This is a genomic window from Mesorhizobium sp. B2-2-4 (assembly GCF_006442375.1).
GTDB lineage: Bacteria > Pseudomonadota > Alphaproteobacteria > Rhizobiales > Rhizobiaceae > Mesorhizobium.
The window spans coordinates 572209-587652 of sequence record NZ_VFWB01000001.1 but is presented as its reverse complement, the minus strand read 5'-3'; the positions used below and the strand labels follow the sequence as shown (position 1 = coordinate 587652).

Here is a 15444-nt window from a genome sequence, read left to right as displayed (position 1 = left end):
CCGGCTTTGCGGTCAGCGCTGTCTCCCTGTGCCAGGGAGAAGTGCCGACACGGCGCCGGGGGGCGGCGCCGGCGGTCGATACACGTGACTCACGTGAAACGCTACAATGAGGCTCGCCGTCCTGTTTCACGTGAAACTCCCGCGAAGTTTCTTGACACCGTCCCGCTGCGGGGACATCTCTCCACCAAACTTCGAATCCAGGGCGTTTTGAGATGACCGATCACTATGATGTGGTTGTGGTGGGTGGCGGCCATGCGGGCAGCGAGGCGGCCAGCGCGGCTGCGCGTGCGGGCGCCAGGACAGCGCTGGTGACGCTGCGTTTCGACACGATCGGCGTGATGTCCTGCAATCCGGCCATTGGCGGGCTCGGCAAGGGCCATCTGGTGCGCGAGATCGACGCCATGGACGGGCTGATGGGCCGGGTGGCGGATGCCGCCGGCATCCAGTTTCGCCTGCTCAACCGGCGCAAGGGGCCGGCCGTGCGCGGCCCGCGCACCCAGGCCGACCGGAAACTTTACCGGCTCGCCATGCAGGAGGCGATCCGGCAGCAGGGCGGTCTCGATGTGATCGAGGGCGAGGTGCTCGACTTCGACATCGACGATTCGGGATGCCTGCGCGCCGTTCTCCTGGCCGATGGCCGGCGCCTTGCCAGCGGCGCGGTGGTCCTGACCACCGGAACCTTCCTACGCGGGCTGATCCATATCGGCGAGAAGAAGATTGTCGCCGGCCGCATGAACGAACAGGCGAGCCTAGGGCTGTCGGCGACGATGAGCCGCGCAGGCTTCAAGCTCGGCCGGCTGAAGACCGGCACGCCGCCGCGCCTCGACGGGCGCACGATCGACTGGGCGTCGCTGGAAAGCCAGGCGGCGGATGACGAACCGGTGCCGTTCTCGCTGCTGACCGACCGCATCGAGACGCCGCAGATCGAATGCGGCATCACGCGCACGACCGCGGCCACGCATGAACTGATCCGCGCCAATCTCGGGCGCTCGGCCATGTATTCGGGCTCGATCGAAGGGGTCGGGCCGCGCTACTGTCCGTCGATCGAAGACAAGATCGTCAAGTTCGGCGACCGCGAAGGCCACCAGATTTTTCTCGAACCGGAAGGCCTGGACGACGACACGGTCTATCCCAACGGCATCTCGACCTCGCTGCCGGAGGAGGTTCAGCTCGAAATCTTGAAGACCATCCCGGGGCTGGACCGAGCGGTGATGCTGCAGCCCGGTTATGCCATCGAATACGACCATGTCGACCCGCGCGAGCTTCATCCGACCTTGGAGACGAAGCGCGTCGGGGGCCTGTTCCTCGCCGGGCAGATCAACGGCACGACCGGCTATGAGGAGGCCGCCGCGCAAGGTCTGCTGGCGGGCCTCAATGCCGCAAGGCGGGCGTCGGGCAGCGAGCAGGTCGTGCTCAGCCGCACCGAAGCCTATATCGGCGTCATGGTCGACGATCTGACCAGCCGCGGCATCAGTGAGCCTTACCGCATGTTCACCTCGCGCGCCGAATTCCGGCTTTCGCTGCGCGCCGACAATGCCGACGAGCGGCTAACGCCGCTGGCTGCAAGGCTGGGTATAGCGTCAGCCCGGCGGATGCAGCGGTTTGGCGAGGTGGAGCAGCGCCTCGCCGAAGCGCGCCGGCTGGCGCTCGGCGTAAAGCTGACACCCAACGAGGCGGCGCGCCACGGGCTGGAGGTCAATCGCGACGGCGTGCGCAGATCCGCCTATGAACTGCTCGCCTATCCCGGCGTCGACGTGGCTTGGCTGGCCCGAATCGATGGGAATTTCGGGACGATCGACGCCAGGACGGCGGAGCGCCTCGAAACGGAAGCGAAATATTCGGTTTATCTCGATCGCCAGAAGAGCGACGTCGCCCAAATCCGGCACGAGGAAAGCCGGCTCATCCCCGAGTCGCTCGACTTCGCCGAGGTGCCGGGACTATCGAACGAGCTGAAGCAGAAGATGCATGCGCGGCGACCGCGTTCGGTTGCCGACGCGCAGCGCATGGAAGGCATGACGCCGGCGGCGCTGGCCATCATCGTCGCTCATATCAGGCATTCCGAGAGCGCGCAAAGGGACGTCGCGTGAGCGCTGGCTCCTGGGAGAGCCTGCGCAACGCCGCCGGTCCGGTTTCACGTGAAACATTCGATCGCCTGATGGCGTTCGAAGAGATGTTCCAGAAATGGAATCGCAGCATCAATCTTGTCGCGCAGTCGACAGCAGGCGATGTCTGGCAACGCCACATACTGGACAGCGCGCAGCTCTGGCGAATCGAGGACAAAGCGCGGCGATGGGTCGATATCGGCTCGGGCGGCGGATTTCCGGGACTGGTGCTGGCGTTCCTGCTTGCCGAGCGTGACGGCGCCAGCATCGACCTGGTCGAAAGCAATCGCAAGAAAGCGGGATTCCTGCAAGCCGTCGTCGGCCAGTTCGGCCTGCCGGCGCGTGTCGTGGCGCGCCGCATCGATGACAGCCATGCGCTTGTCGCGGCACCGGAAATCGTCACGGCGCGGGCGCTCGCGCCGCTTTGGACCTTGCTTGAGCTGGCGGGACCGTGGCTGACATCAGGCGCGCGTGGGCTGTTCCACAAAGGCCGGGATTACCGCGCCGAAGTGCAAGAAAGCGTTAACCGCTGGAGCTTCGATCTGGTAGAACATCCAAGCATGACCGACCCTGGCGGCGTCATCCTTGAACTGTCCAATGTGCGACCTGTCTGAACAAAGACCTGTCCGAATCTCTGTTGGCGACCCAAAATGAATTCCTGGCATAGACCCATGATGAAGAACGGCCCTCGAATCATCACCGTAGCCAACCAGAAGGGCGGTGTCGGCAAGACCACCACTGCCATCAACCTGGCCACCGCGCTGGCGGCGATCGGCGAGAAGGTGCTGATCGTCGACCTCGATCCGCAAGGCAATGCCAGCACCGGGCTCGGCATCGACCGCAAGGACCGCACGGTGTCGTCCTATGACGTGCTGACCGGCGAGCTGGAGCTTGAGGAGGCGGCGATCCCGACGGCGGTGCCCGGCCTGTCGATCGTGCCGTCGACCCTCGATTTGCTCGGCATCGAGATGGAGATCGCCTCGGCGCCGGACCGGGTGCTGCGGCTGCGCAACGCCCTGCGCGCCGCATCGGCGCGTTCGGCCGGGTTTGGCTATGTGCTGATCGACTGTCCGCCGTCGCTCAATCTCTTGACCTTGAATTCGATGGCGGCGGCCGATTCCGTTCTGGTGCCGCTGCAATGCGAGTTCTTCGCGCTGGAAGGTCTCAGCCAGCTGCTCGAAACCGTCGAGCAGGTGCGCCGCTCGATCAACCCGGATCTCACCATCCAGGGCATCGTGCTGACCATGTATGACGGCCGCAACAACCTCGCCAACCAGGTGGTGCAGGACGTGCGCGAGCATATGGGGGACAAGGTCTACGAGACCATCATTCCGCGCAATGTGCGGGTGTCGGAAGCGCCGTCCTACGGCAAGCCGGCGATCCTCTACGACCTCAAATGCTCCGGCAGCCAGGCTTATCTGCAGCTTGCGTCGGAAGTGATCCGCCGCGAGCGTAAATTGCGCGCCGCTTAACAAGCGGCCACGCATGGAGCAAAGCCGATTCGACACCGAAACAATCTGGAACCGAAATGAGCGAAGACCTTTCGAGAAAGAGACTGGGCCGCGGGCTGGCGGCGCTGATCGGCGAGATCGACCGTCCGAGCGCGCCGGAGAAGCCCGGGATGAGTGCCGACGGCAAGGTGCCGATCGAGTTCCTTACGCCCAATCCGAAAAACCCGCGCCGGCATTTCGGCGACGCCGAGTTGACCGACCTGGCGCAATCGATCCGCGAGCATGGGGTGGTGCAGCCGGTGGTGGCGCGGCCTTCGCCGTCGCAGGCCGGGCGCTACGAGATCATCGCCGGCGAGCGGCGCTGGCGTGCCGCGCAACGCGCCGGATTGACCGAGATCCCGGTCATCGTGCGCGAGGTCAACGACCGCACGGCGCTGGAACTGGCAATCATCGAGAACGTCCAGCGCGCCGATCTCAACCCGGTCGAGGAAGCGCTCGGCTATCAGCAGCTCATCGACGATCACGGCTACACCCAGGCCGATCTCGGCCAGGTCATCGGCAAAAGCCGCAGCCATGTCGCCAACACGCTGCGGCTGCTGAAGCTGCCCGACGTGATCCGCGACATGCTGGTCGACGGGGCGTTGTCGGCGGGCCATGCCCGCACGCTGGTGACGGCGGAGGACCCGGCGGGGCTTGCCAAGCGCATCGTCGAGGAAGGGCTCTCGGTGCGCCAGGCCGAAGCGCTGGCGCAGATGCCGGCCGGTCCGACCCCGGCGAAGCCGAAGCAGGCGAAAAGCGCGCCGGAAAAAGACGCCGACACGCTGGCGCTGGAAAAGCTGATGACCGGCACGCTCGGCATGATCGTGACCATCGACCACACGAACAAAGGCGGCGAGATTCGCGTGGCGTACCGGACGCTGGAGCAGCTTGACGAGCTGTGTCGGAGATTGAAACAAGAGCGGTAGTTAGCCGGCGAACTTCAACAAAGCGGAAGCTACAACGCAGGGAAAACGAGGGCTGGCTGTCCCCCAGCCCTTTCGTTTGAAGCGCTGGCGATTGCGAAAAAGCAGCGCCATCGGTATCTGTCGCCAGCCGCGCTCGCGGCTTGACAGTGCCCGGCAACGGCGTAACCTCTATTAGACAAGACTTAAATTCATTGCCCTAGCGTGCCGGTCAGTCGCGGCGAGGGCTATCTGCCATTCCTGCAACAGGCGTGAAATGGCACCGCCTCGCCAAAGCAATATGCCGACGCGCGCCTGACGCAAATGGGAGGTGCAAATGGCAGTCCGTTGGCAATTGTCCGGAAGTTACTTCGAAAACTGTAGCTGCGATGTCGTGTGTCCTTGCCTGCTGTCCACCAACGCGCAGCTGACATCAAGGCCGACGAAAGGTTTTTGCGACGTCGGTCTGGTCTTTCATATCGATACGGGCAGTTACGGCGACGTTCGGTTGGATGGGCTCAGCGTCGCCATGGTTGCCCACACGCCGGGTCCGATGGCAGACGGCAACTGGACGGCCGCCGCCTATATCGACGAACGGGCCGATGACAGGCAGACAGAGGCGCTAGGCGCCATCTTCACTGGCGTCGCGGGCGGCCCCATGGCGGTGCTGGCACCCTTGATCGGCACGAATCTCGGCGCCAAGAAGGTGCCGATAAGCTACCGGATAGACGGCAAGAAGCGGTCGGCGGAGATTGCCGGCGTCATGCGAATGGCGGTCGAGCCGCTGCCGACGATGCGCGAGGACGGGCAGATGTGGGCGGCCACTGGCCATCCCGTCAATCCCGACTGGCTCGCCTTGGCGATGGGGGCGGAAGGCAGTACATTCAGCGACCATGGCATGAGCTGGGACAATTCCCGCCGGAACGGACATTACGCCCCGATCAACTGGTCCGGCCAGCAGTAGCCGTTGGCCGCAGAGTACGGGACGTACTTCGTCCATGGTGCAGACGTTGCAGCGATACATCATTCTCGCGCTGCTGATCGCTATCGCGGCGGCGGCATGGACCTTGCTCATCCGGCAGCAGACGGGAATGGACGCGGACATGCGCATGGAAATGTACTCGCTCACCATGGGCATGAAGGCGCCGCTGTTTCTTGCCGTCTGGATGATCATGATGATTGCCATGATGTTTCCGACGGCCGCACCCATGATCCTGACATTTCACCGGGTCCAGGCCGGCAAACGGGGCCGGGGCGAGACCTTTGTCTCGAGCTGGGTATTCGTGGCCGGGTACATGCTGGTCTGGGGCGTGATGGGCGTTATCGCCTTTGCCGGCGCGGCGGGTGCGGAGATGCTCGCCGGGCATGTGGGATTGTCCACGGCGACGGCCGCGCGTGTCGGCGGCGCGCTGCTGATGCTTGGGGGCGCCTATCAACTTTCCCCACTGAAGGATCTGTGTCTGGCCAAATGCCGCACGCCGATCGGCTTCATCCTGACCTCATGGCGCGATGGTTACTGGGGCGCGGTTCGCATGGGTCTGGAGCATGGACTTTTCTGCCTGGGCTGCTGCTGGCTTCTGTTTCTCGCCCTCTTTCCTCTCGGGATCATGAACGTTGCCGCAATGGCCGTGGTCACCTTGCTGATATTCGCGGAAAAGACCCTGCCGTCTGGAAATGGGATCGCGAAGCTGTCGGGGATCGCTCTGCTGCTCTATGGCGCGGCGGTGCTGGTCTTTCCACAGGCGCTGCCGACCTTTGAGCCGGTAGGCGCCATGACAATGAATTGACCAAAGGAGGGAATTGACCAACGGAGGCAGGCGCCCGGTGCCGAAAGGGCCTAACGCTGTGCCAGCCTCGCGCTTTCCACCGCGATCCCGAGCAGCGCCTGCCTTGCCAGCGCCACCGACAGGTCCGGCCTTCGCCGCGTCTGCAGCACGGCGGTCTGCAGCCGGGTCAGCGCGCGGCCGAGCGCCTCGACGCTCCAGCGTTCCAGCGCCTTCTCCACCAGCTTGCGGCGCGAGAAGAAAACCGGCGGGCGCGCCGCCGCCACCACCGACGCGGCATTGCGGCCGCCGGCCTCCATCTGGCCGCGCATGGACTGCATCGCCTGAAACTGCCGCATCGCCGAGGACAGCACCAGGAAGGGTTGGCCGCCTGCCTGGCAATGGCGGGTGAAGGCGGTGTCGAACTCGCCGACCTTGCCTTCGAGAAGCGCGTCGACGGCATCGTCGAAGGACGCGCCGGAAACGTCGCCGGACATCGCCCTGACGTCGTCGAGGCCGATTTCCTTCTGGCCATGGACATAAAGCAGCAGCTTGTCGATCTCGCCGCGCGAGGCCAGCCGGTCGCCGCCGAGATTGCGGCGCAGCGCCTGTCTTGCCTCAAGCGTCATCGTCGCGCCGGTCTTGCGCAGCTCGTCGTCGATAACGGCATCGATGTCCCTGGCCTCGTCGGCATAGCAGGGCAGCGCCATGGCGTTGTCGGCCGCCTCGACGACGGCGCGCAGCCCGACGCCCTTCTTGAGATCGCCGGCCTCGATGAGGATGATCGCGTCCCGCACGGGCTCCGCCGTCAGCGCCTTGACGTCGTCGGCCAGCGCCTTCTGGCCGCCGGCATTGCGCACCCACAGCAGGCGGCGGTCGGAAAACATCGGCACGGTGCGCGCCTCGTCGAGCAGCCGGCCCTCGTCGCGCTCGACTTCGGAGCCGTCGAGCCTGACCACCGAGAAGGGGTCGTCGAGCGGCAGGCCGGTCGCGGCGGCAAAAGCCTTGGCGCGCTCCGAGACAAGGCCGCGATCGGGGCCATAAAGCAGGACGATCGCCATGCGCGGGTCCGGCTTCGCGAGCCAGGAATCCACCTCGTATGCTTTCTTCTGTGCCATCGAGGGTGGTTAGCATGATGTTGGGGCGGAGTGAACGTCTTCCAGTTCAACTCCGAAGAACTGCTTCGAGGGAAGATCGACCCCCACTCCGTCGAGCTGCGCTCGACACCTCTCCCCCGATCGACGGGGGAGAGGAAGGGCGCCACGTTTGGCGGACCCTCGATTCTCCTCTCCTTCCGCAGGCGTGAAAGTGGGCGCGGCAGCCAAGCTTGCCAAACAATCACCTTATCTGGCGACAAACCTCACGCGACCTTGCGCCTAATTGCGCGGCGCCGCCCAACATCGACAAGAAATTTCGCCGACATATCTTCATCTTGGTGCGCGGCAGGCTGTATCGGCCGGCTTGGCCGGCCCGATGCCCGGAGGCTTGCCCGGTGAATTCGCACTGGCGGCGCGGATATGCAAATATCGGTGCCGGGCGACATGGAGGACGAAGGTCATGGCCGATGCTGGGATGTTGCGCTTCCATGTTCCGGAGCCCGAGGTGCGGCCGGGCGGCACGCCTGATTTCTCCAACGTGACCATCGCCGCCGCCGGCTCGGTGCCGCGCCCCGAAATCGACGTCGATCCACGCGCCATCCGCGACATGGCATTCTCGATCATCCGGGTGCTGAACCGCGCCGGCGAGGCGGTGGGGCCGTGGGCGGGGCTGCTCTCCGACGAGGAACTGCTCGAAGGCCTGCGCCACATGATGACGCTGAGGACCTTCGATGCGCGTATGCAGATGGCGCAGCGGCAGGGCAAGACCTCCTTCTACATGCAGCATCTGGGCGAAGAGGCGGTGAGCTGCGCCTTCCGCAAGGCGCTCGCCCCCGGCGACATGAATTTCCCGACCTATCGGCAGGCCGGGCTGCTCATCGCCGACGGCTACCCGATGGTCACGATGATGAACCAGATCTATTCCAACGAGGCCGACCCGCTGAAGGGCCGGCAATTGCCCATCATGTATTCGTCGAAGGAGCACGGCTTCTTCTCGATCTCGGGCAATCTGGCGACGCAGTATATCCAGGCGGTCGGCTGGGCTATGGCCTCGGCGATCTCGAACGACTCAAGGATCGCCGCGGCCTGGATCGGCGACGGCTCGACCGCGGAATCCGACTTCCATTCGGCGCTGGTGTTCGCCTCCACCTACAAGGCGCCCGTGGTGCTCAATGTCGTCAACAACCAGTGGGCAATCTCGACGTTTCAAGGCATAGCGCGCGGCGGCGCGGGCACTTTCGCCGCGCGCGGGCTGGGTTTCGGCATCCCGGCGCTGCGCGTCGACGGCAACGACTATCTCGCCGTCCATGCGGTGGCGAAATGGGCGGCCGAGCGCGCGCGCAGCAACCTGGGGCCGACGCTGGTCGAATATGTCACCTACCGCGCCGGCGCCCATTCGAGCTCGGACGATCCCTCGGCCTACCGGCCGAAGACCGAATCCGATGCCTGGCCGCTCGGCGACCCGGTGGTTCGGCTGAAGAACCATCTCATCCGGCTCGGCGTCTGGTCGGAGGAGCGGCACAAGCAGGCCGAAGCGGAAATCCTCGACACGGTGATCGCGGCGCAGAAGGAAGCCGAAAGCCACGGCACGCTGCACGCCGGCGGCAAGCCGTCGACGCGCGACATGTTCGAGGGCCTCTATGCCGAGATGCCGCCGCATCTGCGGCGCCAGCGCCAGCAGGCGGGGGTCTGAGCCATGCCGAGGCGGACCATGATCGAGGCCATTCGCGACGCGATGGACGTGTCGATGGGGCGCGACGAGAAAGTGGTGGTGTTCGGCGAGGATGTCGGCTTTTTCGGCGGCGTGTTCCGCTGCACGCAAGGCCTGCAGGCGAAATACGGCAAGAGCCGCTGCTTCGACGCACCGATCAATGAATCCGGCATTGTCGGCTCGGCCATCGGCATGGCCGCCTATGGTCTGAAGCCGTGCGTGGAGATCCAGTTTGCCGACTACATGTACCCGGCCTACGACCAGCTGACCCAGGAAGCCGCGAGGCTGCGCTACCGCTCGAACGGCGACTTCACCTGCCCGATCGTGGTGCGCATGCCGACCGGCGGCGGCATATTCGGCGGCCAGACGCACAGCCAAAGCCCGGAAGCGTTGTTCACCCATGTGTCGGGGCTGAAGACCGTCGTGCCCTCGAACCCGCATGACGCCAAGGGGTTGCTGATCGCGGCGATCGAGGATCCCGACCCGGTCATCTTCCTCGAGCCGAAGCGGCTCTACAACGGCCCCTTCGACGGCCATCACGACCGGCCGGTGACGCCGTGGTCGAAGCACGAGCTGGGCGAGGTCGCCGACGGCCACTACACCGTGCCGCTCGGCAAGGCCGCGATCCGCCGGGCCGGCTCCGCCGTCACGGTGTTGGCGTACGGCACAATGGTCTATGTCGCGCAGGCGGCGGCCGAGGAGACCGGCATCGATGCCGAGATCGTCGATCTCAGGACGCTGTTGCCGCTCGACCTCGACACCATCGTGGCGTCGGTGAAGAAGACCGGACGCTGCGTCGTGGTGCACGAGGCGACGCTGACCTCCGGCTTCGGAGCGGAGCTGGTCGCGCTTGTGCAGGAAAACTGCTTCTACCATCTGGAGGCACCGGTGGCCCGCGTCGCCGGCTGGGACACGCCCTATCCGCATGCGCAGGAATGGGACTATTTCCCCGGTCCGGCCCGCGTCGGCCGGGCGCTTACGGAAACATTGGAAGCCTAGAACGGGGAGGCCCGACATGGGCGAACACATCATCAAGCTGCCCGATGTCGGCGAGGGCGTCGCCGAGGCGGAACTCGTCGAATGGCATGTCAAGGTCGGCGACATCGTGCGCGAGGACATGATGCTTGCCGCCGTGATGACCGACAAGGCCACGGTCGAGATCCCTTCCCCCGTCGACGGCGAGATCCTGTGGCTGGGCGCCGATATCGGCGACACGGTGGCGATCGGCTCGCCCATCGTGCGGCTGAAGGTGGCCGGCGAGGGCAATGTCGTTGGCGGTGCGATGCCGGCGGAAGTGACGGCTGAAAGTATCTCCGATGATACGGGGGCTCGCCCGGTCTCGGACCTGGAGCCGTCATCGCCCAATCTGTCGCCGTCATCCTCGGGCTTGTCCCGAGGATCCGCCGTCCCACAGGGATATGACGCGACCAGTTCCGGAAGGTCGGTAGATCCTCGGGACAAGCCCGAGGATGACGGCGCCAGGTCCAAGGTCAACAGCGCGCCGCGTGCGCAAGGTGAAAGGCCGCTGGCCTCGCCGGCCGTGCGGCTGCGTGCGAAGGAAGCGGGCATCGACCTCAGGCAGGTCCAGGGAAGCGGCCCGGCCGGCCGCATCGGCCATGAGGACATCGAGGCGTTCCTGGCGCGCGGGCCGCACATGGCAAAGGCATCCGGCCTCGCCCGCAACGATGCCGTCGAGGACATCAAGGTGGTGGGCCTGCGGCGCAAGATCGCCGAGAAGATGACGCTGGCGACGTCGCGCATCCCGCACATCACCTATGTCGAGGAGATCGACGTCACCGCGCTCGAGGATCTGCGCGCCGCGCTCAACAAGGAGAAGCGGGCGGCCAAGGGGACGGAAAGGCCCAAGCTGACGCTGCTGCCGTTCCTGATGCGAGCGATGGTCAAGGCGATTGCGGACCAGCCCAACCTCAATGCGCTGTTCGACGACGAGGCCGGCATCATCCACCAGCATGGCGGCGTCCATATCGGCATCGCCGCGCAGACGCCGTCGGGACTGGTGGTGCCCGTCGTCAAGCACGCCGAAGCGCTGGACATCTGGGAATGCGGCGCGGAGGTCGCCAGGTTGGCCGAGGCGGCCAAGTCGGGAACCGCGACGCGCGACGAGCTCTCCGGTTCGACCATAACCATCACCTCGCTCGGCGCCATGGGCGGCGTGGCGACGACGCCGGTCATCAACCACCCGGAAGTGGCGATCCTCGGCGTCAACAAGATGATGGTGCGGCCGGTATGGGACGGCACCCAGTTCATCCCGCGCAAGATGATGAACCTGTCGTCGAGCTTCGACCATCGCGTCATCGACGGCTGGGACGCGGCGGTGTTCATCCAGCGCATCAAGACGCTCCTGGAAACGCCGGCGCTGATTTTCGTGGATTGAGGGTGGATCATTCGAGATGATGGCGGGAGAGCGCCCCCCTCTGCCTTGCCAGGCATCTCCCGCACAAGGGGGGAGATCAGATGTCACGCCGGCTTTCGCCAATCACCAGCGCTGCGGGATTGAGCGAGGCGCCGAAGCCTCCAATCTCCCCCCTCGTGGGGGAGATGTCCGGCAGGACAGAGGGGGGCGCGAAGAATCTCGACGGAGCGTTTCCTCGGATCGAAGGGTCACGTCATGAAAGAAATCTCCTGCAAGCTGCTGGTCATCGGCGCCGGGCCGGGCGGCTATGTCTGCGCTATTCGTGCCGGGCAGCTCGGCGTCGATACCGTCATCGTCGAGGCCGGCAAGCCGGGCGGCACCTGTCTCAATGTCGGCTGCATTCCCTCCAAGGCGCTGATCCATGCAGCGGAGGAGTTCGAGAAGGTCGCGCAGATGGCGGGCGGCAACAGCCCGCTCGGCATTTCGTTGGCCGCTCCGGCGCTGGATCTGGGCAAGACGGTCGCCTGGAAGGACGGCATCGTTAGTCGGCTTAACAGCGGTGTCGCCGGCCTGCTCAAGAAGGCCGGGGTGAAGACCGTGCAGGGCTGGGCGACGTTTCGAGACGGCAAGACCGTCGCGGTCGAGACCGAGACGGGAAGCCAGGTGATCCGCGCCGAAGCGGTGGTGATCGCCACCGGCTCGGCGCCGGTCGAGTTGCCGTTCCTGCCGTTCGGCGGGCCGGTGATCTCGTCGACGGAAGCGCTGGCGCTGAAGGAGGTGCCGCAGCGGCTGGCGGTGGTCGGCGGCGGCTATATCGGCCTGGAGCTCGGCACGGCCTTCGCCAAGATGGGCGCGGCGGTGACCGTGGTCGAGGCCTTGCCGCGCGTGCTGGCGCAGTATGACGCCGAACTGACGCGGCCGGTGGTCAAGCGGCTGGCGGCACTCGGCATCGAAATGATGCCAGGCGCCAAGGCCAAGGGCCTGTCGACGAAAGGCGATGCGCTGCTGGTCGAGACCCCGGATGGCAAGGATGCGAGGATCGCCGCCGACAAGATCCTGGTCACGGTCGGCCGCAAGCCGGTGACGGAAGGGTGGGGGCTCGACCAGATCGACCTCGACATGGCGGGGCGATTCATCCGCATCGACGAGCAGTGCCGCACCTCCATGCGCGGCATCTTCGCCATTGGCGACGTCACCGGCGAGCCGATGCTGGCGCACCGCGCGATGGCGCAAGGCGAGATGGTCGCCGAAATCGTCGCCGGCCATAAGCGCGGCTGGGACAAGCGGGCTATCCCCGCCGTCTGCTTCACCGATCCGGAGCTGGTCACCGTCGGCCTGTCGCCCGAAGAGGCCAAGGCGCTCGGCGGGGAAATCAAGGTCGGGATGTTTCCCTTCGCCGCCAATGGCCGCGCGATGACCAGGATTGGCGAGGATGGCTTTGTCCGCGTCGTCGCCCGCGCGGACAATCATCTTGTGCTAGGCATCCAGGCGGTCGGGCAAAGCGTGTCGGAACTGTCGACGGCCTTCGGCCTGGCGCTCGAAATGGGCGCGCGGCTGGAGGACATCGCCGGCACCATCCATGCCCATCCGACACAGGGCGAAGGCTTCCAGGAAGCGGCCCTGAAGGCGCTGGGACACGCGCTGCATATCTAATTCGGGACGGCGGAAAGCACCCCCCTCTGTCCTGCCGGACATCTCCCCCTCAAGGGGGGAGATTGGCAGCTTAGGAGCCCCGCACATCCCGCCTACGGTGCGCAATTCGGAGTTAATTCGCCGCGCTCATCGCCTTGTCGAGCGCTGCCTTCACGTCCGCCGGCCAGGTCTTCACCGGGGGCTTGGCGTCCGGCTGGCCGTTCTCGCCGCGGCGGGCGAAATAGAGCTTGTGCTGGCCCGGGTCGACCGCCATGAAGCCGTCATTGCCGCCGCAATCGTGCGGCACGCAGCCGCTGGCGTAGAAGGCGCCGGACGCGGTCTTTTCTGTGCCGCCACCGACCAGCAGGCTGGTCGCCATGTCGGGCATCTCCTTGCCGAGCAGCGTCTCGGCCGCCTTGTAGACGGCCTCATTGTGGAAGGCGTCGATGATGTTGTCGTATTTCGACGGATCGATGTCCTTCCAGTCGGTGCCGGGTTCGGGCATGTAGGTCAGATTGCCCGCGATCGTCAGCCCCGATGTCGGCGACCATTGCAATGCCGGCTTCGAATCGCCGGGCAGGAGATAAGGCACGAAATAGATGGCGCTGTCGGAGACGGCCGTGGGCGGGGCGCCGCACTCGTCCTGCTCGACGGTGGTGCTCTGGATCTCAGCGCCTTCCGGTTTCCAGACGATCACCGTCGCCGGCCCGCACTGATTGCCGCCGTCGCCGACGTCGAACAGCGCCACCTTGACGCCGCCGACCTCGACGATCTTGTCGAAAAAGACGTCGTAATTGCTGGCCAGTTGCTTGCCGTCATAGGCAAGCACCTTCTCGCCATACTGTTCCTGCTGGGTGATGGTGAACTGGCCGCCCTCGAACGGCACCGGCGCCTGTTTGTCGTCCTCGGAAACGTCGGCGGCTCCCTGATCCGTGGCCGGCGTCTCGCTTGCCGCCGGTGGCTGCGCCTCTGGCGTCTCGGCCTGCGCATGCGCGCCGGCCAGCGCCGCCACGGTCATGGCCAGGGCGCAGGCGCTGGCAAGAAGCGGGCGTGTCATGACTGTTCCTCCTTCAGCCGCCGCAAGACCGGCCAGCGACGGCCGGGCCGATATCGTCAGCCGCGCCGTTCAGGCCCAGGGGCGCAGCTCGGCGTTCTTCTTCTCGAACGAAGCGATGGCGCCGGCCTTCTCCATCGTCAGGCCGATATCGTCGAGGCCGTTCAGCAGGCAATGACGCTTGAAGTCATCGAGGTCGAACTTGACCACGCCGCCGTCGGGCCCGCGGATCTCCTTGGCCTCGAGGTCGATCGACAAAGTGGCGTTGGAGCCGCGCGAAGCGTCGTCCATCAGCTTGTCGAGATCCTCGGGGCTGACGGTGATGGGCAGCACGCCGTTCTTGAAGCAGTTGTTGTAGAAGATGTCGGCGAAGGAGGTCGAGATGACGCAGCGTATGCCGAAATCGAGCAGCGCCCACGGCGCGTGCTCGCGCGAGGAGCCGCAGCCGAAATTGTCGCCGGCGACGAGGATCTGCGCCTTGCGGTAGGCCGGCTTGTTGAGCACGAAATCCGGATTCTCCGAACCGTCGTCCTTGTAGCGCATCTCGGCGAACAGGCCGCTGCCGAGCCCGGTGCGCTTGATCGTCTTGAGATAGTCCTTGGGGATGATCATGTCGGTGTCGACGTTGACGATCGGCATGGGCGCGGCGACGCCGGTGAGCTTGGTGAATTTTTCCATGGTCTTTGCCCGTCTTCCTGGCATTGCGGGGGATTGCTGGCGCCCGGTTTACACAAAGCCGGCGATAAATAAAAGGCAGGTGTTCGCGCGCGTCGGCACGGGTGCCGCACAAACGGCTTCGAATTCGCGGCCCGATGGTGCAGTCTGGCTGTGATGGCTGAAAAAATTCTCTATACACGCGAACCCGCGCTCGACGTCGCCGAATTCCGCCGCGTGCTGGTGGACTCCGGCCTTGGCGAGATCCGTCCCGTCGATGATGCCGACAGGCTGCGGGCGATGCTGTCGGGCGCCAATCTGGTGCTGACCGCGCGGCTGGATACCGAAGGCAAGCCGCTGGTCGGCGTCATCAGGGCCGTGACGGACTTCTCCTGGGTCTGCTACATCTCCGATCTCGCCGTTTCCGGATCGGCGCAGGGGCTCGGCATCGGCAAGGGACTGATGGACGAGGCGCGGCGGCAGCTCGGCCCGTCCGTCGCCATCAGCCTGGTTTCCGTGCCCGACGCCGCCGGCTTCTACGAACGCATCGGCATGATGCGCATGGCCGACGCCTTCTGGTTCTCCCGCACGCGCTGACATTTTTTCTCCTGTGGCCGGATCCAGCAGCCGTTGGCATGACATGTTGTGCTTGACATGCAACCAAA

Annotated in this window: 14 protein-coding genes; 11 read left to right on the top strand and 3 right to left on the bottom strand. The window is 65.4% G+C overall.

Going from position 1 to position 15444, the window contains the following annotated elements; genetic code table 11:
* Positions 1 to 212 precede the first annotated feature (212 nt).
* The 6 genes from mnmG (at position 213) to FJ959_RS03030 (ending at position 6281) form a co-directional block, all read left to right on the top strand.
* Positions 213 to 2087 carry a tRNA uridine-5-carboxymethylaminomethyl(34) synthesis enzyme MnmG gene (mnmG, locus tag FJ959_RS03055; RefSeq protein ID WP_140628349.1) on the top strand — a complete coding sequence of 625 codons (1875 nt, stop codon included), beginning with the start codon at positions 213 to 215 and terminating at the stop codon, positions 2085 to 2087.
* Positions 2084 to 2716, top strand: a complete 633-nt coding sequence (gene rsmG / locus FJ959_RS03050; RefSeq protein ID WP_140628346.1) for a 16S rRNA (guanine(527)-N(7))-methyltransferase RsmG — start codon at positions 2084 to 2086, stop codon at positions 2714 to 2716. The genes mnmG and rsmG overlap by 4 nt, the downstream gene beginning before the upstream one ends.
* 57 nt (positions 2717 to 2773) lie before the next feature.
* Positions 2774 to 3574 (top strand): ParA family protein, encoded by an 801-nt coding sequence (locus FJ959_RS03045; RefSeq protein WP_140491929.1) that lies wholly within the window; start codon positions 2774 to 2776, stop codon positions 3572 to 3574.
* Positions 3575 to 3630: 56 nt separating this feature from the next.
* Entirely contained in the window at positions 3631 to 4518 is an 888-nt protein-coding gene (locus FJ959_RS03040; RefSeq protein WP_140491933.1) for a ParB/RepB/Spo0J family partition protein, read from the top strand.
* Between the two features lie 313 nt (positions 4519 to 4831).
* The gene (locus FJ959_RS03035; RefSeq protein WP_140491936.1) at positions 4832 to 5458 is read left to right on the top strand and encodes a DUF1326 domain-containing protein; all 627 of its coding nucleotides are present in this window, start codon (positions 4832 to 4834) and stop codon (positions 5456 to 5458) included.
* A 34-nt stretch (positions 5459 to 5492) separates the two neighbouring features.
* A complete protein-coding gene (locus FJ959_RS03030) occupies positions 5493 to 6281 on the top strand; it encodes a DUF2182 domain-containing protein (protein ID WP_140628344.1) in 789 nt (262 codons plus the stop codon).
* A gap of 50 nt (positions 6282 to 6331) precedes the next feature.
* Here FJ959_RS03030 and holA read toward each other — a convergent pair whose 3' ends face one another.
* A complete protein-coding gene (gene holA / locus FJ959_RS03025; protein WP_140524492.1) occupies positions 6332 to 7375 on the bottom strand; it encodes a DNA polymerase III subunit delta in 1044 nt (347 codons plus the stop codon).
* Positions 7376 to 7814: 439 nt separating this feature from the next.
* Here holA and FJ959_RS03020 point away from each other — a divergent pair, with 439 nt between their 5' ends.
* From FJ959_RS03020 to lpdA, 4 genes are all read left to right on the top strand, one after another.
* Entirely contained in the window at positions 7815 to 9047 is a 1233-nt protein-coding gene (locus tag FJ959_RS03020) for a 3-methyl-2-oxobutanoate dehydrogenase (2-methylpropanoyl-transferring) subunit alpha (RefSeq protein ID WP_140514092.1), read from the top strand.
* A 3-nt stretch (positions 9048 to 9050) separates the two neighbouring features.
* A complete protein-coding gene (locus FJ959_RS03015; protein ID WP_140524493.1) occupies positions 9051 to 10064 on the top strand; it encodes an alpha-ketoacid dehydrogenase subunit beta in 1014 nt (337 codons plus the stop codon).
* Positions 10065 to 10080: 16 nt separating this feature from the next.
* The gene (locus FJ959_RS03010; RefSeq protein WP_140514090.1) at positions 10081 to 11460 is read left to right on the top strand and encodes a dihydrolipoamide acetyltransferase family protein; all 1380 of its coding nucleotides are present in this window, start codon (positions 10081 to 10083) and stop codon (positions 11458 to 11460) included.
* A 234-nt stretch (positions 11461 to 11694) separates the two neighbouring features.
* Positions 11695 to 13092, top strand: a complete 1398-nt coding sequence (gene lpdA / locus FJ959_RS03000; RefSeq protein ID WP_140628342.1) for a dihydrolipoyl dehydrogenase — start codon at positions 11695 to 11697, stop codon at positions 13090 to 13092.
* A 112-nt stretch (positions 13093 to 13204) separates the two neighbouring features.
* Here lpdA and FJ959_RS02995 read toward each other — a convergent pair whose 3' ends face one another.
* Together FJ959_RS02995 and leuD are read right to left on the bottom strand one after the other, a co-directional pair.
* A complete protein-coding gene (locus FJ959_RS02995; protein WP_140628340.1) occupies positions 13205 to 14128 on the bottom strand; it encodes a hypothetical protein in 924 nt (307 codons plus the stop codon).
* A 69-nt stretch (positions 14129 to 14197) separates the two neighbouring features.
* Positions 14198 to 14803 carry a 3-isopropylmalate dehydratase small subunit gene (leuD, locus tag FJ959_RS02990; RefSeq protein ID WP_140491959.1) on the bottom strand — a complete coding sequence of 202 codons (606 nt, stop codon included), beginning with the start codon at positions 14801 to 14803 and terminating at the stop codon, positions 14198 to 14200.
* A gap of 153 nt (positions 14804 to 14956) precedes the next feature.
* Here leuD and FJ959_RS02985 point away from each other — a divergent pair, with 153 nt between their 5' ends.
* The gene (locus FJ959_RS02985; protein WP_140628338.1) at positions 14957 to 15376 is read left to right on the top strand and encodes a GNAT family N-acetyltransferase; all 420 of its coding nucleotides are present in this window, start codon (positions 14957 to 14959) and stop codon (positions 15374 to 15376) included.
* Positions 15377 to 15444: the final 68 nt, after the last annotated feature.